This window comes from Paenibacillus sp. J22P90 (genome assembly GCF_059692195.1).
In genome coordinates, this window is the sequence record NZ_JCAUAY010000018.1 from 41,072 (window position 1) to 59,042 (window position 17,971).

Annotated in this window: 29 protein-coding genes and 1 rRNA gene; 28 read left to right on the top strand and 2 right to left on the bottom strand. The window is 42.8% G+C overall.

The window, feature by feature from the left end; translation table 11 throughout:
• The first annotated feature begins 32 nt into the window (after positions 1-32).
• From rplE to salA, 24 genes are all read left to right on the top strand, one after another.
• Positions 33-575 (top strand): 50S ribosomal protein L5, encoded by a 543-nt coding sequence (gene rplE / locus AC58UX_RS31775; RefSeq protein WP_056618284.1) that lies wholly within the window; start codon positions 33-35, stop codon positions 573-575.
• Between the two features lie 36 nt (positions 576-611).
• Complete coding sequence (locus tag AC58UX_RS31780) at positions 612-797, top strand: type Z 30S ribosomal protein S14 (protein WP_145669499.1); 186 nt, start codon at positions 612-614, stop codon at positions 795-797.
• A 33-nt stretch (positions 798-830) separates the two neighbouring features.
• Positions 831-1,229, top strand: coding sequence for a 30S ribosomal protein S8 (gene rpsH / locus AC58UX_RS31785; RefSeq protein ID WP_028557481.1), 399 nt, complete (start codon positions 831-833; stop codon positions 1,227-1,229).
• A 29-nt stretch (positions 1,230-1,258) separates the two neighbouring features.
• Positions 1,259-1,801: a 50S ribosomal protein L6 gene (gene rplF / locus AC58UX_RS31790; protein ID WP_497260050.1), complete on the top strand. Its 543-nt coding sequence runs from the start codon at positions 1,259-1,261 to the stop codon at positions 1,799-1,801.
• 101 nt (positions 1,802-1,902) lie between these two features.
• On the top strand, positions 1,903-2,271 hold the full coding sequence (rplR, locus tag AC58UX_RS31795) for a 50S ribosomal protein L18 (RefSeq protein ID WP_497260051.1): 369 nt from the start codon (positions 1,903-1,905) through the stop codon (positions 2,269-2,271).
• Between the two features lie 27 nt (positions 2,272-2,298).
• Positions 2,299-2,796 carry a 30S ribosomal protein S5 gene (rpsE, locus tag AC58UX_RS31800; RefSeq protein ID WP_056618277.1) on the top strand — a complete coding sequence of 166 codons (498 nt, stop codon included), beginning with the start codon at positions 2,299-2,301 and terminating at the stop codon, positions 2,794-2,796.
• A gap of 11 nt (positions 2,797-2,807) precedes the next feature.
• A complete protein-coding gene (gene rpmD / locus AC58UX_RS31805; RefSeq protein WP_310502667.1) occupies positions 2,808-2,996 on the top strand; it encodes a 50S ribosomal protein L30 in 189 nt (62 codons plus the stop codon).
• Positions 2,997-3,032: 36 nt separating this feature from the next.
• Positions 3,033-3,473: a 50S ribosomal protein L15 gene (gene rplO / locus AC58UX_RS31810; RefSeq protein WP_056618269.1), complete on the top strand. Its 441-nt coding sequence runs from the start codon at positions 3,033-3,035 to the stop codon at positions 3,471-3,473.
• Complete coding sequence (gene secY / locus AC58UX_RS31815; protein WP_497260052.1) at positions 3,473-4,777, top strand: preprotein translocase subunit SecY; 1,305 nt, start codon at positions 3,473-3,475, stop codon at positions 4,775-4,777. Before rplO ends, secY begins: the two co-directional genes overlap by 1 nt.
• A gap of 86 nt (positions 4,778-4,863) precedes the next feature.
• Positions 4,864-5,514 (top strand): adenylate kinase, encoded by a 651-nt coding sequence (locus AC58UX_RS31820; RefSeq protein ID WP_497260053.1) that lies wholly within the window; start codon positions 4,864-4,866, stop codon positions 5,512-5,514.
• The gene (gene map, locus AC58UX_RS31825; RefSeq protein WP_497260054.1) at positions 5,514-6,266 is read left to right on the top strand and encodes a type I methionyl aminopeptidase; all 753 of its coding nucleotides are present in this window, start codon (positions 5,514-5,516) and stop codon (positions 6,264-6,266) included. Before AC58UX_RS31820 ends, map begins: the two co-directional genes overlap by 1 nt.
• 9 nt (positions 6,267-6,275) lie before the next feature.
• Complete coding sequence (locus AC58UX_RS31830) at positions 6,276-6,581, top strand: hypothetical protein (protein WP_497260055.1); 306 nt, start codon at positions 6,276-6,278, stop codon at positions 6,579-6,581.
• A 2-nt stretch (positions 6,582-6,583) separates the two neighbouring features.
• Positions 6,584-6,802, top strand: coding sequence for a translation initiation factor IF-1 (gene infA / locus AC58UX_RS31835; RefSeq protein ID WP_009676800.1), 219 nt, complete (start codon positions 6,584-6,586; stop codon positions 6,800-6,802).
• A gap of 105 nt (positions 6,803-6,907) precedes the next feature.
• Positions 6,908-7,021, top strand: coding sequence for a 50S ribosomal protein L36 (gene rpmJ, locus AC58UX_RS31840; RefSeq protein ID WP_003333770.1), 114 nt, complete (start codon positions 6,908-6,910; stop codon positions 7,019-7,021).
• 18 nt (positions 7,022-7,039) lie between these two features.
• Entirely contained in the window at positions 7,040-7,408 is a 369-nt protein-coding gene (gene rpsM, locus AC58UX_RS31845) for a 30S ribosomal protein S13 (RefSeq protein WP_314799735.1), read from the top strand.
• An 18-nt stretch (positions 7,409-7,426) separates the two neighbouring features.
• Positions 7,427-7,822, top strand: a complete 396-nt coding sequence (gene rpsK, locus AC58UX_RS31850) for a 30S ribosomal protein S11 (protein WP_028557470.1) — start codon at positions 7,427-7,429, stop codon at positions 7,820-7,822.
• A gap of 125 nt (positions 7,823-7,947) precedes the next feature.
• Positions 7,948-8,892 carry a DNA-directed RNA polymerase subunit alpha gene (locus AC58UX_RS31855; protein ID WP_090826685.1) on the top strand — a complete coding sequence of 315 codons (945 nt, stop codon included), beginning with the start codon at positions 7,948-7,950 and terminating at the stop codon, positions 8,890-8,892.
• A gap of 24 nt (positions 8,893-8,916) precedes the next feature.
• Entirely contained in the window at positions 8,917-9,282 is a 366-nt protein-coding gene (rplQ, locus tag AC58UX_RS31860) for a 50S ribosomal protein L17 (protein WP_057304263.1), read from the top strand.
• A gap of 140 nt (positions 9,283-9,422) precedes the next feature.
• Positions 9,423-10,184, top strand: coding sequence for a tRNA pseudouridine(38-40) synthase TruA (truA, locus tag AC58UX_RS31865; RefSeq protein ID WP_497260056.1), 762 nt, complete (start codon positions 9,423-9,425; stop codon positions 10,182-10,184).
• A 173-nt stretch (positions 10,185-10,357) separates the two neighbouring features.
• Positions 10,358-10,795, top strand: coding sequence for a 50S ribosomal protein L13 (gene rplM / locus AC58UX_RS31870; protein ID WP_497260057.1), 438 nt, complete (start codon positions 10,358-10,360; stop codon positions 10,793-10,795).
• Positions 10,796-10,813: 18 nt separating this feature from the next.
• Positions 10,814-11,206 carry a 30S ribosomal protein S9 gene (gene rpsI, locus AC58UX_RS31875; RefSeq protein ID WP_057313444.1) on the top strand — a complete coding sequence of 131 codons (393 nt, stop codon included), beginning with the start codon at positions 10,814-10,816 and terminating at the stop codon, positions 11,204-11,206.
• Positions 11,207-11,413: 207 nt separating this feature from the next.
• Complete coding sequence (locus tag AC58UX_RS31880; protein ID WP_497260058.1) at positions 11,414-12,106, top strand: phosphoadenylyl-sulfate reductase; 693 nt, start codon at positions 11,414-11,416, stop codon at positions 12,104-12,106.
• Positions 12,107-12,177: 71 nt separating this feature from the next.
• The gene (gene cwlD / locus AC58UX_RS31885; RefSeq protein WP_497260059.1) at positions 12,178-12,939 is read left to right on the top strand and encodes an N-acetylmuramoyl-L-alanine amidase CwlD; all 762 of its coding nucleotides are present in this window, start codon (positions 12,178-12,180) and stop codon (positions 12,937-12,939) included.
• A gap of 55 nt (positions 12,940-12,994) precedes the next feature.
• Positions 12,995-14,086 carry an iron-sulfur carrier protein/transcriptional regulator SalA gene (gene salA / locus AC58UX_RS31890; RefSeq protein WP_497260060.1) on the top strand — a complete coding sequence of 364 codons (1,092 nt, stop codon included), beginning with the start codon at positions 12,995-12,997 and terminating at the stop codon, positions 14,084-14,086.
• 53 nt (positions 14,087-14,139) lie between these two features.
• Here salA and gerD read toward each other — a convergent pair whose 3' ends face one another.
• Positions 14,140-14,919 carry a spore germination lipoprotein GerD gene (gene gerD, locus AC58UX_RS31895; RefSeq protein ID WP_497260061.1) on the bottom strand — a complete coding sequence of 260 codons (780 nt, stop codon included), beginning with the start codon at positions 14,917-14,919 and terminating at the stop codon, positions 14,140-14,142.
• A 139-nt stretch (positions 14,920-15,058) separates the two neighbouring features.
• On the opposite strand from gerD, the gene AC58UX_RS31900 reads away from it, so the two are divergent.
• Positions 15,059-15,655 (top strand): KinB-signaling pathway activation protein, encoded by a 597-nt coding sequence (locus tag AC58UX_RS31900; protein ID WP_497260062.1) that lies wholly within the window; start codon positions 15,059-15,061, stop codon positions 15,653-15,655.
• Between the two features lie 38 nt (positions 15,656-15,693).
• Here AC58UX_RS31900 and pdaB read toward each other — a convergent pair whose 3' ends face one another.
• Positions 15,694-16,476: a polysaccharide deacetylase family sporulation protein PdaB gene (gene pdaB / locus AC58UX_RS31905; protein ID WP_497260063.1), complete on the bottom strand. Its 783-nt coding sequence runs from the start codon at positions 16,474-16,476 to the stop codon at positions 15,694-15,696.
• A 112-nt stretch (positions 16,477-16,588) separates the two neighbouring features.
• Between pdaB and AC58UX_RS31910 the strand changes: the two genes are divergently transcribed.
• The 3 genes from AC58UX_RS31910 to AC58UX_RS31920 form a co-directional block, all read left to right on the top strand.
• Positions 16,589-17,203, top strand: coding sequence for a stage II sporulation protein M (locus AC58UX_RS31910; protein WP_497260064.1), 615 nt, complete (start codon positions 16,589-16,591; stop codon positions 17,201-17,203).
• Positions 17,204-17,353: 150 nt separating this feature from the next.
• Positions 17,354-17,584 (top strand): hypothetical protein, encoded by a 231-nt coding sequence (locus AC58UX_RS31915; protein ID WP_056618222.1) that lies wholly within the window; start codon positions 17,354-17,356, stop codon positions 17,582-17,584.
• 297 nt (positions 17,585-17,881) lie between these two features.
• A 16S ribosomal RNA gene (locus AC58UX_RS31920) occupies positions 17,882-17,971 on the top strand; the annotation flags it as partial.

The following is a 17,971-nucleotide window of genomic DNA, read 5'->3' on the forward strand; positions in this document are numbered from 1 at the left end:
ACACACATGTAAGGAAAGGAGGATACTAAGTCATGGCAGTAAGATTGAAAGATCGTTACTTGAACGAAATTACACCTGCATTAATTCAAAAGTTCAACTACACAACAGTTATGCAAGTGCCTAAAATCGAGAAAGTTGTAATCAACATGGGTGTTGGTGAAGCTGTATCGAACTCCAAAGTACTTGATACTGCAGTTGAAGATCTTCAAAAAATCTCTGGTCAAAAACCAGTTGTAACAAAATCCAAAAAAGCGATCGCGGGTTTCAAACTTCGTGAAAATATGCCGATCGGTGCGAAAGTAACTCTTCGTGGCGAGCGTATGTACCACTTCTTGGATAAATTGTTTAACGTTTCACTTCCACGTGTACGTGACTTCCGCGGTATTTCCAACAAAGCATTTGATGGTCGCGGTAACTACACGCTTGGTTTGAAAGAACAACTCATTTTCCCTGAAATTGAGTATGATAAAATCGATAAAGTTCGTGGTATGGATATTGTTATCGTAACGACGGCTAAGTCCGACGAGGAAGCTCGCGAGCTTTTAACACAACTCGGAGCGCCTTTCGTTAAATAGGTTACCAGTCGTACCTATCAGGAGGTGTTATATTAAGTGGCAAAAACTTCGATGAAAGTAAAACAGCAACGTACCCCGAAGTTTCAAGTGCAAGCATACACACGTTGTGAGCGCTGCGGACGTCCGCATTCAGTGCTTCGCAAGTTCAAAATTTGTCGGATTTGTTTCCGCGAATTAGCACACAAAGGTCAGATTCCAGGCGTGAAAAAAGCAAGCTGGTAATCACCCTATTTTCGGGAAGGAGGTTTACACAAAATGGTCATGTCAGATCCAATTGCAGATATGCTAACACGCATTCGTAATGCGAACATCGTACGTCATGAGACAGTTGAAATCCCAGCTTCAAAAGTGAAGAGGGAGATCGCAGAAATCCTTAAAAAAGAAGGATTTATCCGTGATGCTGAGTACGTTCAAGATAGCAAACAAGGTATCATTCGTTTGTTCCTGAAATATGGTTCAAACAATGAGCGTGTTATCTCTGGTTTGAAAAGAATTTCGAAACCAGGTCTACGCGTTTACACTAAATCTCAAGAAGTCCCTCGTGTTCTAGGCGGATTAGGGATTGCCATCATCTCCACGTCTCAAGGAGTTATGACGGATAAAGATGCTCGTCAATCCAAAGCTGGCGGAGAGGTTATCTGCTACGTTTGGTAATACAATTGTAATTGAATGGAGGTGCAAACATGTCTCGTATTGGTCGTAAGCCAATCACCATTCCAAATGGTGTAAATGTAACACTAGACAATACTCAAATCACGGTTAACGGTCCTAAAGGATCCTTGTCCCGTGAACTTCATAAAGATATGAAAATCAGTGTTCTAGAGAACGAGATTTCTGTTGAGCGTCCTTCCGATAACAAGCTCCACCGTTCCCTGCATGGTACAACACGTAGTGTTGTTGCCAACATGGTAAGTGGTGTAACGGAAGGCTTCACGAAATCTTTGGATCTAGTCGGCGTTGGTTACCGTGCAAACAAAAGCGGTGACAAACTAGTTCTCAACGTTGGGTACTCCCATCCAGTTGAAATCACGCCTGAGAACGGTATTGAGTTCGATGTTCCAACGAACACGAAAATCATCGTTAAAGGTATTGATAAAGAAGTAGTTGGCGCAATGGCAGCGAAAGTTCGTTCCGTACGTGAGCCAGAACCGTATAAAGGTAAAGGTATCAAGTATGAAGGCGAGCGTATTCTTCGTAAAGAAGGTAAAGCTGGTAAGAAGAAATAAGATCGAAAGATCGCGGGTAATAGCTAACAGTTTTCTATTGAAAACTTGCTACGTAAGCATAAGCCTCGCATCATAAGATGATGAAAGGAGTGTAAGTATAGATGATTACTAAAAGCGATAAAAATAAAGCTCGTCTGAAAAGACACCTTCGTGTTCGTAAGAAAATTGAAGGTACAACTCTTCGCCCACGTTTGAACATTTTCCGTTCATCCAAACATATGTACGCTCAACTAATCGATGATACAACTGGTGTAACAATCGTTGCAGCTTCGACTCAAGATAAAGAGCTGAAAAGTGAAATTGGTAACGGTGGTAACGTTGAAGCTGCTCGTAAAGTTGGCGCATTAATCGCGGCACGTGCGAAAGAAAAAGGTGTAGAACAAGTGGTTTTTGACCGCGGTGGATACCTTTATCATGGACGTGTTCAAGCATTAGCTGACGCAGCTCGTGAAGCTGGTCTTGAATTCTAGAAATACATTAATAAGGAGGTAAAAGACTTGCGTGTAGATCCTAATACTTTAGAGCTAACAGAAAAAGTCGTTAATATTAATCGCGTAGCTAAAGTAGTAAAAGGCGGACGTCGTTTCAGCTTCAGCGCACTTGTCGTCGTTGGCGATGGCAATGGCTGGGTTGGTGCAGGAATCGGTAAAGCTTCCGAAGTTCCAGATGCAATCCGTAAAGGTATTGAAGATGCGAAAAAGAACTTGATTCATGTTCCTATCGTAGGCACTTCGATTCCTCACCTTGTTACTGGTAAATTTGGCGCAGGACGCGTTCTTTTGAAACCAGCATCCCAAGGTACAGGAGTTATCGCTGGCGGACCAGTTCGTGCAGTACTTGAACTTGCTGGTGTAGGCGATATCTTGACAAAATCCCTGGGTTCATCGAACTCCATGAACATGGTTAACGCAACGCTTGAAGGCTTGAGCCGCTTGAAAAAAGCGGAAGAAGTTGCAAAGCTTCGCGGTAAAACTGTTCAAGAGCTATTAGGTTAGGAGGGGTAAACATGGCTAAACAATTACAAGTTACCCTAAAACGCAGCTTGATCGGCCGTCCTGAAACACAACGCATTACTGTGAAAACACTTGGTCTTCGTAAGTTGAACCAAACTGTTCTTCACCAAGATAATGCTGCAATCAGAGGCATGGTTAATCAAGTTAGCCACTTGGTAGAAGTTAAAGAAATCGAAGCATAGAATTACGAATTTAAGATCTAGAGGAGGTGTGCAACGATGAAGTTACATGAGCTAAGTTCTGCTACTGGCGCTCGTAAATCACCTAAGCGTGTTGGACGTGGAACAAGTAGTGGTATGGGTAAAACATCAACTCGCGGACATAAAGGTCAAAACGCACGTTCCGGTGGAGGCGTTCGTCCTGGATTTGAGGGTGGACAAAACCCATTGTACCGTCGTTTACCTAAACGTGGTTTCACGAACCGTTTCCGTACGGAGTACGCGATCGTGAATCTTGAAGATTTGAACAATTTCGCAGCTGGTACCGAAGTAACTCCAGAAGTATTAATGGAGACTGGTATTGTTAAAGCTCCTAAAGACGGTATTAAGATTTTAGGAAACGGTGAAATCACAGTAAAATTAACCGTTAAAGCGAATAAGTTCTCTCAATCAGCGATTGAGAAAATCCAAGCTGCCGGCGGTCAAACCGAGGTGATTTAATGTTTAATACCATTGCCAACATCTTCAAAGTAGAAGATTTACGCAGAAGGATCGTATTTACGCTACTCTTGCTAATCGTCTACCGTTTGGGTGCCTTCATTCCGGTGCCAAACATTAATACAGATGTTCTGAAACTTCAAGATCAAGCGAATCAGAGCGATGTCTTTGGTTTGCTTAACACGTTCTCCGGCGGTGCGCTCTTCCAATTCTCCATCTTTGCGATGGGAATTATGCCTTATATCACGGCTTCGATCATTGTTCAGCTTTTGTCCATGGATGTCATCCCGCGCTTTGCGCAATGGGCGAAAGAAGGAGATGTAGGAAGAAAGAAAATGACGCAGGTGACTCGTTACGGTACGATTGTTCTAGGGTTGATTCAAGCTTTCGGTTTATCAATCGGCTTTAACCGCCTATACAGTGGTTTGGTCATTGATGCTGGGTTTACAACTTTCGCATTAATCGCTATCGTGTTGACAGCTGGGACAGCTTTCTTGATGTGGCTAGGTGAGCAAATCACGGAGTACGGTATTGGTAACGGTATTTCCATTATCATCTTTGCTGGTATCGTTTCGGCGATTCCAACAAGCATTCAACAAATCTACAAATCACTGTTTGCAACCGATGGAGCTTTGTTCCTGAACATTGTGAAACTGATCATTATTGCAGTAGTTGTTGTTCTGATTATCGCGGGCGTTATATTCGTACAACAGGGTGTTCGTAAGATACCTGTACAATATGCGAAGCGAGTAGTTGGACGTAAAATGTATGGTGGGCAAACAACGCACATTCCACTTAAAGTGAATGCTGCTGGTGTTATCCCGGTAATCTTCGCACTATCTCTTTTGATGTTTCCTCCAACCATTGCAAGTTACTGGAGAGGAAATGTAGTGGCAGAATGGATCATCAACAACTTGAGTATTAACCAAACTGCACCATTAGCGATTGTACTTTATGTACTGTTGATTATTGGTTTCACTTACTTTTACACCTTCGTACAAATTAATCCGGTTCAAATGGCTGATCAGATGAAGAAAAATGGCGGATACATACCAGGTATCAGACCAGGTAAAACCACATCAACTTATCTGACGCGCGTAATGACCAGAATTACTCTTTCTGGAGCTCTGTTTCTCTCAGCAATTTCAATTCTTCCAATGCTATTTGGAGGACTTGCCGGTTTGCCTAGTTCGGTTCAAATAGGTGGTACTTCTTTACTTATCGTAGTAGGCGTTGGTCTTGAGACTATGAAGCAAATCGAGAGCCAATTGATTAAGCGTCATTACAAAGGGTTCATCAATAAATAGCTAATAGGTTCTGATGGGGCAAGTTCTGCGACATCGGCACCTATTGTGCTGTTCGTAATGCCGAGTGCGATGGGGAGGTTTTAATTGTGAACGTAATATTTATGGGGCCTCCTGGTGCAGGCAAAGGTACGCAAGCAGAGAAAATCGTTTCCGAGTTTCAAATTCCTCATATTTCTACTGGCGACGCGTTCCGCGCAGCTATGAGCCAAGGTACTCCAATGGGTATCGAAGCTAAGGGATATGTAGATAAAGGGCTTCTAGTTCCTGATGAAATAACGAACGGTATTGTGAAAGAGCGTCTTGCTCAGCCGGATTGCGATAAAGGATTTTTGCTCGATGGGTTTCCACGTACGGTAGCTCAAGCAGATGCATTGTCTGAAATCGTTGATTCACTTGGTAAGAAGATTGAGATTGTTATCAATCTATCCGTTGATCGCAGCTTTCTGCTAGCTCGACTTACTGGCCGAAGAATTTGTAAATCCTGTGGCTCTACGTATCATGTCATCTTCAACCCACCTCAGCAAGAAGGCGTATGCGATAAATGTTCCGGTGAGTTGTACCAACGATCTGATGATACGGAAGAGAAAGTCGGAACACGTTTGGATGAATACATCAACAAAACGGCTCCACTTCTGGATTACTACCAAAAGAGGGAATTATTGCGTGAGGTTAACGGGGAACAAGACATTCATGCGGTAACCGAACAAATTAGCTCACTGCTACGAGGTCTAGCGTAATGATCATTTGTAAGTCCGAGGTTGAACTAGACCTAATGCGAGAAGCTGGGCGTATCGTAGCCGAAACGCACCGCTTATTGGCAAGGGCGATTCGTCCGAACATTACAACGAAAGAACTTGATCAGATCGCAGAGGAATTCATTCGCAGTCAGGGAGCAATTCCATCTTTCAAAGGTTACAATGGTTTTCCTGGAAGCATATGTGCTTCAGTCAACGAAGAATTAGTTCATGGTATTCCTGGTCCAAGAAAGCTCGTAGAGAGCGACATTATCAGTATTGATATTGGTGCTCAATATAAAGGTTATCATGGAGATTCTGCTTGGACATATCCTGTCGGTGAAATTTCTGAAACTGCTCAACGCTTGTTGACAGTAACAGAAGCATCACTCTATCGAGGCATTGCAGAAGCTAAACCGGATGCTAGACTCTACACGTTGTCGCATGCAATCCAAACTTGTATTGAAGACGCAGGCTTCTCCGTGGTTATAGAGTATGTCGGTCATGGTATTGGAACGGATCTTCACGAAGAACCACAAATTCCGAACTATGGTATACCTGACAAAGGTCCCAGGCTCAAACCAGGCATGGTCTTAGCCATTGAACCCATGGTGGTCGTTGGCGAAAGATTTGTCCAAACACTCGAAGACGATTGGACAGTTGTCACTTCGGATCGTACCTTATGTGCTCATTTCGAACATACGGTTGCTATAACGGCAGCTGGTTATGAAATATTAACTTTGCCTAGATCGTAGGTGAACTGAGTGGATAGTAAGATTCCGCAAGTAGGTCAAATCGTAAAGGTGCTTCGCGGTAGAGATCCCGGAGAATATGCGGTCGTGATTGGTATTGTAGATCATCGTTTTGTCTGGCTTGCCGACGGCGATCATCGCAAATTCGATCAACCGAAGAAGAAGAACCTGAATCATCTTCATTTACAAGAAACGATTAGCAGCGAAGTAGCGTCAAGCATTAGGGATACAGGTCGTGTGACTAATGGGAAATTGCGCTTTGCAATCGCCAAATTCGTTGAACTTATGCAAGTTGAAGCACAAGAGAAAGGAGAATGACTGTGGCCAAAGAAGATGTAATTGAAGTAGAAGGTACAGTGATTGAACCTCTTCCGAATGCAATGTTTAAAGTTGAATTGGAAAATGGTCATAAAATCCTAGCCCATGTTTCAGGAAAAATCAGAATGCATTTTATCCGCATTTTGCCTGGAGATAAGGTTACCGTAGAATTATCGCCTTATGATTTGACGAGAGGCCGTATAACCTACCGTTTCAAATAAATGTTCGGCTTAGAAGTAAGTTACTCTCTCAAGGCGTATGCTTACGAAGCAAGTTTTCTAACGAAAACGCAACATGGTTGCTTACGATGAAAAGGAGGGCTTAAAATGAAAGTAAGACCGTCAGTAAAACCTATTTGTGAGAAATGTAAAGTCATTCGCCGTAAAGGCAATGTAATGGTTATTTGCGAAAACCCGAAACACAAACAAAAACAAGGTTAAAAGGAGGTGCATCTGTAGATGGCACGTTTAGCTGGAGTTGACTTACCTCGTGACAAACGAGTTGTAATTGCGTTGACTTACATTTTCGGTATTGGTAACACTACTGCTCAAAAAATCATTGAATCCACTGGAATCGATGGAAGCACTCGCGTTCGCGACCTAACGGAAGATGAAGTGAGCAAAATCCGTGATGTAATTGACAAAACTCTTAAAGTAGAAGGCGATCTTCGCCGTGAGATTTCCCTTAACATCAAGCGTCTAATCGAAATCGGATCCTACCGTGGTCTTCGTCACCGCCGTGGTCTTCCTGTTCGTGGTCAACGTACTAAAACAAATGCTCGTACACGTAAAGGTCCTCGTCGTACAGTAGCTAATAAGAAGAAATAATAAAGGGGGTTAGAGCTAATGGCAAAACCTAAAAAAGTTGTCCGTACGAAACGTCGTGACCGGAAAAATATTGAGAGCGGTGTAGCACACATCCGTTCAACATTTAACAACACGATCGTAACGATCACGGATCCGCATGGTAACGCAATTTCTTGGGCAAGTTCAGGAAACCTTGGATTTAAAGGTTCCCGTAAAAGTACTCCTTTCGCAGCACAAATGGCAGCTGAAAAAGCAGCTAAAGCAGCAATGGAGCACGGTTTGAAAACTGTTGAAGTTATGGTTAAAGGTCCAGGCGCTGGCCGCGAAGCAGCAATCCGCTCTTTGCAAGCAGCAGGTCTTGAAGTAAACCTGATTAAAGACGTGACGCCGGTTCCTCATAATGGCTGCCGTCCTCCAAAACGTCGTCGCGTATAATTCAGGATCACTTTGTAGTATAATTATTCCAAATCCGTGAATAATGGATTGAAGGATAGGCATACTATGAAATTTTCAACGAAGTATCCAGAGGGAACCGACGTATTGAATGGAGGGTACATTTCATGATCGAAATCGAAAAGCCAAAAATAGAAACTGTAGCATTAAGTGAAGATGGCGCTTATGGTAGATTTATCATTGAGCCTTTGGAGCGTGGCTACGGTACAACCTTAGGAAACTCACTACGTCGTATCCTACTGTCCTCCTTACCGGGGGCAGCAGTAACCTCTGTCCAAATCGATGGCGTTTTGCACGAATTTTCAACGATTCCTGGCGTACTTGAGGATGTTACGGAAATTATCCTCAATCTGAAAGGCTTATCGTTGAAGATTCACTCCGATGAGGAGAAAGTGCTAGAAATTGATGCTGAAGGAGAAGGTAATATTACTGCGGCTGATATCCGTGGTGATAGTGACGTTGAGATCCTTAACCCGGATTTACACATCGCTACCTTGTCTCCAGATGCACGTCTTCACATGAGGATTCATGCGGGCAGAGGGCGCGGTTACGTCCAATCAGACAAAAATAAGCATGAAGAGCAACCAATTGGTGTTATTCCAATTGATTCGATCTACACGCCTATTACTCGGGTAAACTATTCTATTGAGAATACTCGCGTCGGCCAAGTGACTAACTATGATAAACTGACCCTCGAAGTGTGGACCGATGGAAGTATTCGACCAGAAGAAGCAGTAAGCTTGGGCGCGAAAATCTTAACTGAGCATTTGCTGTTGTTCGTCGGTTTGACGGATGAGGCAAAAGACGCTGAGATCATGGTTGAAAAAGAAGAAGATAAGAAAGAGAAAGTTCTTGAGATGACTATCGAAGAACTAGATCTATCTGTTCGTTCTTACAACTGTCTCAAACGTGCAGGGATTAATACCGTACAAGAGCTGATTACCAAAACAGAAGAAGACATGATGAAAGTTCGGAACTTAGGTCGCAAATCCCTTGAAGAAGTTCAAGAGAAGCTCGAAGAGCTGGGTTTAGGTCTACGTACCGAGGAATAATCTTGTCAGAAGGAGGTTAACTCAATGAACTACAGAAAATTGAACCGCGATTCCAGTAATCGTAAAGCATTATTTCGTGATCTGGTAACAGATCTGTTCATACATGAGCGCATTCAAACAACAGAAGCAAAAGCTAAAGAAATCCGTTCAATCGCTGAGAAGTTAATTACTCTTGCGAAACGTGGAGATCTTCATGCACGCCGTCAGGTTGCTGCTTTTGTTCGTAGAGAAGCTGCTAACGAAAATCAAGATGCGATTCAAAAACTATTCTCTGATTTGGCTACTCGTTACTCCGAGCGTCCAGGTGGATACACACGTATCCTTAAACTGGGACCACGCCGCGGCGACGCAGCACCAATGGTTTACCTAGAGCTAGTAGATCGCGCATAGAAGACGGATGGGAAAGGGTGGACGGAATCACTAGATTCTGGTGAAGCCCTTTTTTTGCAGTCTTGGATCGCTTTCTAGTGCTAAGAGTTGCTTCAATTGACTCTGCTAGGCAGAAAGGATGACTCATGGAGGATCAAGCCTTGAGAAATCTACGTTTTACCATAAGCTACGATGGGTCAGCTTATTCTGGCTTTCAAATACAGCCCAAATCTGACACGGTACAATACCGATTAGAGCAGGCTTTGTTCATGTTGACAGGTGAGACGGTGAAAGTCATCTCATCAGGGCGTACAGATGCCGGTGTTCATGCCAAAGCGCAGGTTATTAATTTTATTACGAGTTCTAAGATTCCAGTGGAACGTTGGTGTTTAGCTCTAAATGCTAGACTACCCAGGGATATCGTCGCACATACTGCGGAAGAAGTGCTTCCTACTTTTCACTCTCGCAAAGCCGCGAAACGTAAGACTTATTGTTATACGATTCGAGCGGCGCGCTTCCCTGATGTCTTTCACCGCAACTACGAGTATCATCACCCCACACCTTTGAATGTGGAAGCCATGAGAGAGGCGCTCCCTTGTTTGCTAGGTGAGCATGATTTTACTTCGTTTTGTACTGTGAGAACGGATAAGGAAATCAAAGTGAGAACCTTATTTGAGGTAAGGTTGGAGACGGAGACCGATCCGTTGTTAGCGACGGGTAAAGTAGAGCGTATTCGGTTGATCGTAACCGGGAATGGCTTCCTTTATAACATGGTGAGGATCATCGTAGGAACCCTGATTCAGATCGGTGAGGGTAAGAGACCAAGCAGCGATATGCAGCGTGTTCTTGAAGCTCGAGATCGCTCTCAGGCAGGCCCTACAGCTGAAGCTATGGGATTAACCTTGTGGAAAGTCGACTATTAAAAAGTTATCATCACCACTTGCTTCTTGAGACATTTTCGTGTAAAATATAACTTGGCTTTCGTGATCGGCTATCCCACAGCCCCTGATCACAAAGACCACACCAATCCATCGTTTTATGTTACATTTACAACTATAACTAATGTATTTCAGATATATTTTTAGGAGGATTAAGCATGCGCACCACATATATGGCTAAGCCAAATGAAGTAGAGCGTAAATGGTACGTTGTTGACGCTGCAGGCCAAACACTTGGCCGTCTTGCAAGTGAAGTTGCTAGCATTATCCGCGGTAAGCACAAACCGGAGTTCACTCCACACGTAGATACTGGTGATTTCGTTGTCGTTATCAATGCTTCCCAAATTAAGCTTACTGGTAAGAAAATGCAAAACAAAATGTACTACAGCCACTCCATGTACCAAGGTGGTTTGAAAGTGACTTCCGCTCAAGATTTGCTTAACAGCAAACCTGATCGTATGATCGAATTCGCAGTTCATGGTATGCTTCCTAAGAACCGTCTAGGCGACAGCTTGAAAACTAAGCTTAAAGTATACGGTGGAGCAGAGCACCCGCACACAGCACAACAACCTGAAGTTTGGAATCTTCGCGGTTAATATAAGGAGGAACGTTTCGTGGCACAAGTTCAATATTATGGAACGGGTCGTCGTAAGCATTCGGTAGCGCGTGTGCGCTTAGTACCGGGCGAAGGACGCATCATTATCAACAAACGTGATCTAGATGAGTATTTCGGTCTAGAAACGTTGAAACTAATCGTTAAACAACCACTTGCTCTAACTGAAACTATCGGTCAATACGATGTTCTAGTTCTTGCAAATGGTGGCGGAATCAGCGGACAAGCTGGCGCAATTCGTCACGGTATCTCCCGTGCATTGTTGAAAGCTGATCCGGAATACCGTGGATCCTTGAAAAAAGCAGGATTCCTAACACGTGATTCCCGTATGAAAGAGCGTAAAAAATACGGATTGAAAGCAGCACGTCGTGCTCCTCAGTTCTCCAAACGTTAAGATTTTGCGCCTCTGGCGCTTCAGAAAAACCTTTTCAGCTTATGGCTGGAGAGGTTTTTTTGCATTTCATCATCTGCACTCCTACGTGAAAAAGAAGTTAATACCAAAATGATGAAAAGTAATTGACACCTTGTAGAAGTCAGATATAATTAAATATAAATCATACAATAGCAGTCGGGATTATCGACTATTGGAGGAATCGTAAAGATGAATCTATTTGAAAAGGAAGCCTTTGTAACGAAAGCAGCGGAAGAATTCGAAAATCAATCGCCTGAATCCATATTGAAACTTGCTGTAGAAACGTTCGGAAGTTTAACTCTTGCTTGTAGTTTTGGTGCTGAAGATGTGGTTCTCGTCGACATGCTACAAAAGATTAACCCGAATGTGGATATCTTTTATTTAGATACGAATGTACACTTTGACGAAACGTATGAAACGAAAGAACGACTTGAGAAACACTATGGTACAAAATTCATTCAAGTTTTACCTAAACTTACGCTTGATGAGCAAGCTGAAAAATTCGGGGATGAGCTTTGGAAAACTGACGCGAACCAATGCTGCAACATCCGTAAAGTAGATCCATTGACAGATATTCTTAGAAACTACGATGCGTGGATTACAGGTATTCGCCGCGATCAAGCACCTACACGCGCAAATGCTAAAAAAGCTGAATATGACGTGAAGTTTGGTCTAATCAAATTCAATCCATTAGCTAGCTGGACTTCGGAAGATGTTTGGCAATATATTCGTGATAATGACGTTATATATAATCCACTTCATGATCGTAATTACCCGAGTATTGGTTGCACGCATTGCACACGTCCAGTTGCAGAAGGTGAAGATCCGCGCGCAGGACGTTGGTCAAGCATCGAGAAAACGGAATGTGGTCTACACAAGTAAGTCGGTATATTTGTCCACCCTGTCCCATATAGATGTTACAGAGTCTATAGGGGAACAGAGGTGGATTTTTTATGCGCAAAAGGAAGAAAAGGTTAGTGGTATGGCTGACCTTTCACAGCAGTATGAAACTAATGCTTTCCGCTCTGCTGCTTGCATTGGTTGTCTTTATTTATGCGTACGAGCTCCCTGCAACGAAGACATGGTCCGATTGGACGCTTCCTCTATCGGGTAAGACAATCGCGCTTGATGCGGGCCATGGAGGCCCAGACGGCGGTGCTGAGAGCAAGGATGGTGTCATTGAGAAGGACATCAATTTGGCCATTACTTTGCGTTTGCGTGATTATTTGCAGCAAGCTGGTGCGATTGTTGTTCTGACGAGAGAAACGGATACAGATCTGGCTGAGTCCGGTACGAAGGGCTATAGTAAAAGAAAAACACAAGATCTCCACAACCGCGCTGACGTTATTCAAGACAATAAGGCGGATATGTTTCTGAGTATTCATTTGAACAGTATTCCGTCCGAAAAGTGGAGGGGCGCACAAACGTTCTATTATTTGAATAATCCAGATAATCCTAACCTAGCGGCGCTTATTCAAGCTGAGTTGAGGCGGAACCTGGAGAATACCGATCGTGTTGCTAAAGTGGCGGATAAGACGGTGTATTTGTTGAAAACGCTAAAAATTCCGAGCGCTCTCGTTGAGGTTGGCTTTCTATCCAATCCGGAAGAAGCCAAACTATTAGCGGATGAGAATTATCAGAATATGCTGGCCGCGTCTGTGTACCAAGGGATCCTGAGATATTTTGCAGGGGAAAAAGTGGGTTCTGCCTCATAATGTGTTATAATTAAAGCCGCAAAAACAATGTCCCAATAAAAGGTGTGATGTGGCTATGGTACATAAAGATCAAATCCTAGAAGCGTTGAACACGCTTATAGACCCTCAGTTTAATAAAAGTGTAGTCGAATTGAATTTAGTTCGTGATGTCATGGTGAAGGAAGATGCGGTATCCTTAAGCCTGATCGTAGCATCAGAGGATGAAGGATATAAAGAGCAAGCCAAAGCATTCATTCAACAATCTTTAGCAAATATAGGAGTTCCTCAAGTTCATATCCGTTTCAGATTAATGACCGACCATGAGCGGAGTCGTATGGAAGGGACTGCACAACAATCGGATCAAGCTGCTCCGCCAAAACCGGTGCAACCGCCAATTCAACAACCGATTCTTGGACAATCCTCTACAGTAGAGTTTATCGCTGTTGCGAGTGGTAAAGGTGGCGTTGGTAAATCAACTGTAACGGTTAATTTAGCAGTCGCACTGGCGCGTAGAGGTAAAAAGGTTGGGATCATCGATGCGGATATTTATGGCTTTAGTATTCCTGACATGATGGGGATTGAAGAGCAGCCGCAGCTCGTTGAGAACGTCATTATTCCTGTTGAGAAATTCGGGGTAAAAGTGATATCGATGGGATTCTTTGTCCAGGACAATGCACCTGTTGTATGGCGTGGGCCAATGCTGGGTAAAATGCTGCGTAACTTTTTCAACGAAGTGAATTGGGGCGATGTTGAGTATATCTTGCTTGACCTTCCGCCAGGTACAGGTGACGTTGCGTTAGATGTACATCAGCTTATTCCACAAAGCAAAGAAGTCATTGTTACGACGCCGCATGCGACGGCTGCTTTTGTTGCTGCGCGAGCAGGTGCTATGGCGATTCAGACGAATCATGAAATTCTGGGTATCGTTGAGAATATGTCGTACTATGAGAGTAAAGACGGTAGCATTGATTACATTTTCGGTAAAGGTGGCGGAGCTAAGCTTGCAGAAGATCTACATAGTGAGTTATTAGCACAAATCCCATTAGGGGCTCCGGATAACCATATTTCTGAAAAGGATTACTCGCCATCCGTCTATAAAGCGGAATCCAAAACAGGAAAAATCTATCTAGAAATCGCAGATAGAATGATTGCGAAGCTTGGAAAATGAGAAAGGAAGAGGGAGCAGTGATATACTGCAACCTCTTCCTTTTTGCATTTGATTTAAGTACCAGAGTCAGTCCCACCATCTTTTTTCTCTTCACCTTGCTTTTCGGAATCACCTGAGGACTCTTCTTTCTTTTTGTCATCCCCGCCTTCTTCTTTCTTATCGCCTTCTTTAGCTGCGTCGCCACCTTTATCTTGGCTTTTTGCGGAAGGCATTTGATCTGGCTTACTTTGCTGCTCAATTGCCGACTTAAGTAATTCGACTAACTGTGCCCGGAAGAGAGGACTCTGAATGGATTCTTCCATGACAGTCATCATCTGTTGCCGGTATGGCGCTGTTTTCATGACGTCTAATACCATTTTCTCGTAATCCGGATTTTTCATGACGTCGATGAGCGACTTTTGATAGGTCGGATCCTTCAACAGTTCTTTGAACATCTGTTTGGTTTCTTTTTGGATTGCCGCGGCAAAATCTCCTGCGAATTTAGGGTCTTTCATCATATCCGATAAAAATTTATTGTTCTCCTTAGCGGTCAGGACGTCCTTAACGGCCATCTGAAGCTGGAGGGATTCATTTGCGGACAGAAGCTTGATTTGCGATTGCCCGGAAATACTGTTTGCGCCAATGTCTCCATTCATAATACTGCGATTCGCAGCACTGATGGCTTTCTTACCATCGTCTGATTTTAAAATATCGAGAATCATCGTCTTCTGTTCTTTATACGTAGCTGCTTGAGATTGGCCTTGTGACGAGTTATCAGTTCCGCAAGAAGTGAGAAGTAAAGCCATTGAAATGATCGGTAGGACGTGAAGCTTTCTAAGTCTTGTCTTTAACATAACTACGTGCTCCCTTCCCTTAACTTTAATGGTCTTAGTATGTGTGGTTAGGGTCAGAATATTAGGGGTCGTGATTGGCTTTTTATCGCAAAGGTTGGTACAATTAACAATTAGAGTTGATGTGTGGAGGTAATTTAACGTGACATTGCGTAAATGGTTTCATTTATTTTGGACAACACTAGTATTAGGTATCGTTGTATCCACTGGAATTGGACTTATCTTGCAATTTTCAGACAAAGAATTTTCTGTTATGGGGTTATCAGCTGTTGGATTTAACTTGGTTAATATGATCCTGGGTGGGGCTACCATAAGCGTATTGAGCCAGATGGGCTTTTTCGCTTATTTAATCGTTAGATTTATTGCTGTTGGTATCATCCGATCGAAAACAGTTTGGGATCTTTTGCAGCTTGCCGTAGTCATTGTTGTCCTATTTGACCTTGTCTACTTGAGAAAGACAAATTTCGAAAGCTCAGAATCCTTACTCGGTTACTTCGTTATGCCTGTAATTTTACTAGTTGCGTCCTTGGGCATAAGTTATTGGAAAGTCAAGTTGACGAATAAGAAAGCCTTCATACCTACCCTTTTCTTTATGTGTGCAGTGACAGTACTTGAGGCTGTACCCGCGTTGAAATTGGATAACACAGCATCGAGTATCTTTATGTTGGCTCCGTTATTCGTATGTAATGCATGGCAAATTCTGACCCTACATAAAATATTGGATAACAAAAAGAGCTAATTGAGTTAGCTCTTTTTTTCAAATCTATTTGTTTTACACTAATGAATTTGTTTCATTGCTTGATCCTCAACCGGGGTTGTTTCGACCTGCGTTTGCTTAATAAGCTCGCTCACGCTCACGAATTGGTACCCTTTAGCTCGTAATTGCTGGATAATCGCTGGCAAAGCTTCATTCGTTTGTTGTGAGGAGTCACTTGCATGCAGGAGGACAATATCTCCGGGATGCGCCTTGTTGATGACGCGAGTAACGAGTGTGTCGACGCCTTTATTTAGCCAATCTTGAGAGTCCGTATCCCACTGAATAACGGAATAACCGAGATCATCCGCAATCCGCAATACACGTTTATCGAAATCACCATTAGGCAGACGGATAAGATTAGGTTCTTTTCCGACCAATTCGGTTAAAATCCCATGAGCTGTAGTAATTTCATTGCGAATTTCCTCATCACTTAGTGAACTGTAGTTGTCGAATTTATTGCCGTGACTACCAATCTCGAAGCCGCTGCTTTTGATATGCGCAACAATGTTAGGATGACTCTTGCTCCAAGGTGAGGATAAAAAGAACGTCGCATCCTTAACACCATTGTCCTTAAGGGTTTTCAAGATAGGCTCAGCACGAGTGTCTCCCCAAGAAATATCAAAGGTCAGGGCGATAACTTTCTTCTCCGTTTGTACGCTGTATATCGCGGAGGGTTCAGAGTTCATAAAGACGGATACATTACTCTGTTCCGAATATACAATAGCTGCAGAGAAGATAATGGCAAGAGCGATGAATAAGTATTGTTTAAATTTACGCGCGTTAATTACAAAAAAGTAGTTCATGACTAGCTTGTACCTCCTTTATGTCAGGCAGTTGATAAGCTTGTATACCCTTTAGTAAATAATGTATGCTCGTACACATAGCACTTATGCTTCCGAAATTGGAGGAGATACAATGAATAATTTACAAGCGTTGCTAAGGCATTTTAAAGAAATGAAACATTATTTCATCGTAGTCGTTCTTGTTTTTGGGTTTAGTTTGTATATGGGGTGGGCGAACTCTGACCAGTTTTCAAATTTTTTGGATAAGCAGCTAGCGGGACTCGAGCCTTTGATTAAAACGATAAACACCAAAGAGAACCCACAGGTATATTTGTTCATCTTTATTTTTATGAATAACGCGATTAAGTCTGTTCTTGTTGTGTTCTCTGGACTGTTTCTAGGTGTTATTCCTCTGTTTATGCTAATAGCAAATGGAATGATTCTAGGTTATGTGCTCTCCTTGCAGACAAATGAAAGTACGATTGCTATCGTGCTAAAGGGAATCTTGCCGCATGGTATTATTGAAATTCCTGTCATTTTACTCGCGTGCGCATATGGATTGAAGTTAGGAATGTTGGTTTGGAAAATGGGGGCGCAGCTGCTCGTGCCGATGGAGAAAAGGTCTGCTCGTATTGAAATTGTGAAAATACTCCATTTAACCAAGCCGCTTAGTGTTGGAATTGTGGCTCTTCTTCTCATTGCAGCAATAATAGAAAGTACGCTCACCTACTGGTTGGTGCATTTGTAAAATATTTTCAGCTCCTCTGTCATAAAACTGGCAAAATCTGAGCATAACAATAAGGCAGAAACGAAGAGGTGGAGGAATGGCCTTGCTTATCTGCTTATCAAAAGATCAGTGCCATGAATCTCTACAGTCGAGAGGGGTTTGGATGGATGTATGCTCGGATTTTTGTTCAATGAGAGAGAATGCAGAGAATTAGATTATGTATTACGCAAAGAATTAGATGAAATGCTATTCGATCTCAATGATAAAAGAATTGATCAAGAGATAAAGGGAGCAATAGAATCCAGATACAAGGTCATCTTCAGGATGTATGCTCGCTTAGCGACACCAAAGGAAATATCGAAATACGCAAGAAACCGGAATTACCAAGCTCAAAAAAAATAGAGGGTAAGTGCTTGACTTACCCTCTCTACCTGTGTTATTTTATAACTCGTCCCTTCGAAACAAAGAGAGCGAGTCGAATGTGATAAAGAGTTTGAAAAAACTATTCAAAAAAAGACTTGCAATCATCGTTGAGACTGTGGTATATTTAAAAAGTCGCCGCTAAACAGCGGGTGTATGAAATGAAAGAAATTGATCTTTGAAAACTGAACAACGAGTGAGTAAGTAAATCGGTTGAGTAATCAACCATTAATGAGATTGCAAAATCTCGCTAGCTTCAAATGAGCAAGTCATCTTTCTATTATGGAGAGTTTGATCCTGGCTCAGGACGAACGCTGGCGGCGTGCCTAATACATGCAAGTCGAGCGGGTTTGTCCTTCGGGACAAGCT

Bases quoted from the DNA above. Each gene is read 5' to 3' on its own strand.
- rplE (WP_056618284.1), top strand. From the start codon at position 33: ATGGCAGTAAGATTGAAAGATCGTTACTTGAACGAAATTACACCTGCA.
- rpsH (WP_028557481.1), top strand. From the start codon at position 831: ATGGTCATGTCAGATCCAATTGCAGATATGCTAACACGCATTCGTAAT.
- rplF (WP_497260050.1), top strand. From the start codon at position 1,259: ATGTCTCGTATTGGTCGTAAGCCAATCACCATTCCAAATGGTGTAAAT.
- rplR (WP_497260051.1), top strand. From the start codon at position 1,903: ATGATTACTAAAAGCGATAAAAATAAAGCTCGTCTGAAAAGACACCTT.
- rpmD (WP_310502667.1), top strand. From the start codon at position 2,808: ATGGCTAAACAATTACAAGTTACCCTAAAACGCAGCTTGATCGGCCGT.
- rplO (WP_056618269.1), top strand. From the start codon at position 3,033: ATGAAGTTACATGAGCTAAGTTCTGCTACTGGCGCTCGTAAATCACCT.
- secY (WP_497260052.1), top strand. From the start codon at position 3,473: ATGTTTAATACCATTGCCAACATCTTCAAAGTAGAAGATTTACGCAGA.
- map (WP_497260054.1), top strand. From the start codon at position 5,514: ATGATCATTTGTAAGTCCGAGGTTGAACTAGACCTAATGCGAGAAGCT.
- rpmJ (WP_003333770.1), top strand. From the start codon at position 6,908: ATGAAAGTAAGACCGTCAGTAAAACCTATTTGTGAGAAATGTAAAGTC.
- rpsM (WP_314799735.1), top strand. From the start codon at position 7,040: ATGGCACGTTTAGCTGGAGTTGACTTACCTCGTGACAAACGAGTTGTA.
- rpsK (WP_028557470.1), top strand. From the start codon at position 7,427: ATGGCAAAACCTAAAAAAGTTGTCCGTACGAAACGTCGTGACCGGAAA.
- AC58UX_RS31855 (WP_090826685.1), top strand. From the start codon at position 7,948: ATGATCGAAATCGAAAAGCCAAAAATAGAAACTGTAGCATTAAGTGAA.
- rplQ (WP_057304263.1), top strand. From the start codon at position 8,917: ATGAACTACAGAAAATTGAACCGCGATTCCAGTAATCGTAAAGCATTA.
- rplM (WP_497260057.1), top strand. From the start codon at position 10,358: ATGCGCACCACATATATGGCTAAGCCAAATGAAGTAGAGCGTAAATGG.
- AC58UX_RS31880 (WP_497260058.1), top strand. From the start codon at position 11,414: ATGAATCTATTTGAAAAGGAAGCCTTTGTAACGAAAGCAGCGGAAGAA.
- cwlD (WP_497260059.1), top strand. From the start codon at position 12,178: ATGCGCAAAAGGAAGAAAAGGTTAGTGGTATGGCTGACCTTTCACAGC.
- salA (WP_497260060.1), top strand. From the start codon at position 12,995: ATGGTACATAAAGATCAAATCCTAGAAGCGTTGAACACGCTTATAGAC.
- gerD (WP_497260061.1), bottom strand. From the start codon at position 14,919: ATGTTAAAGACAAGACTTAGAAAGCTTCACGTCCTACCGATCATTTCA.
- pdaB (WP_497260063.1), bottom strand. From the start codon at position 16,476: ATGAACTACTTTTTTGTAATTAACGCGCGTAAATTTAAACAATACTTA.
- AC58UX_RS31910 (WP_497260064.1), top strand. From the start codon at position 16,589: ATGAATAATTTACAAGCGTTGCTAAGGCATTTTAAAGAAATGAAACAT.
- AC58UX_RS31915 (WP_056618222.1), top strand. From the start codon at position 17,354: ATGCTCGGATTTTTGTTCAATGAGAGAGAATGCAGAGAATTAGATTAT.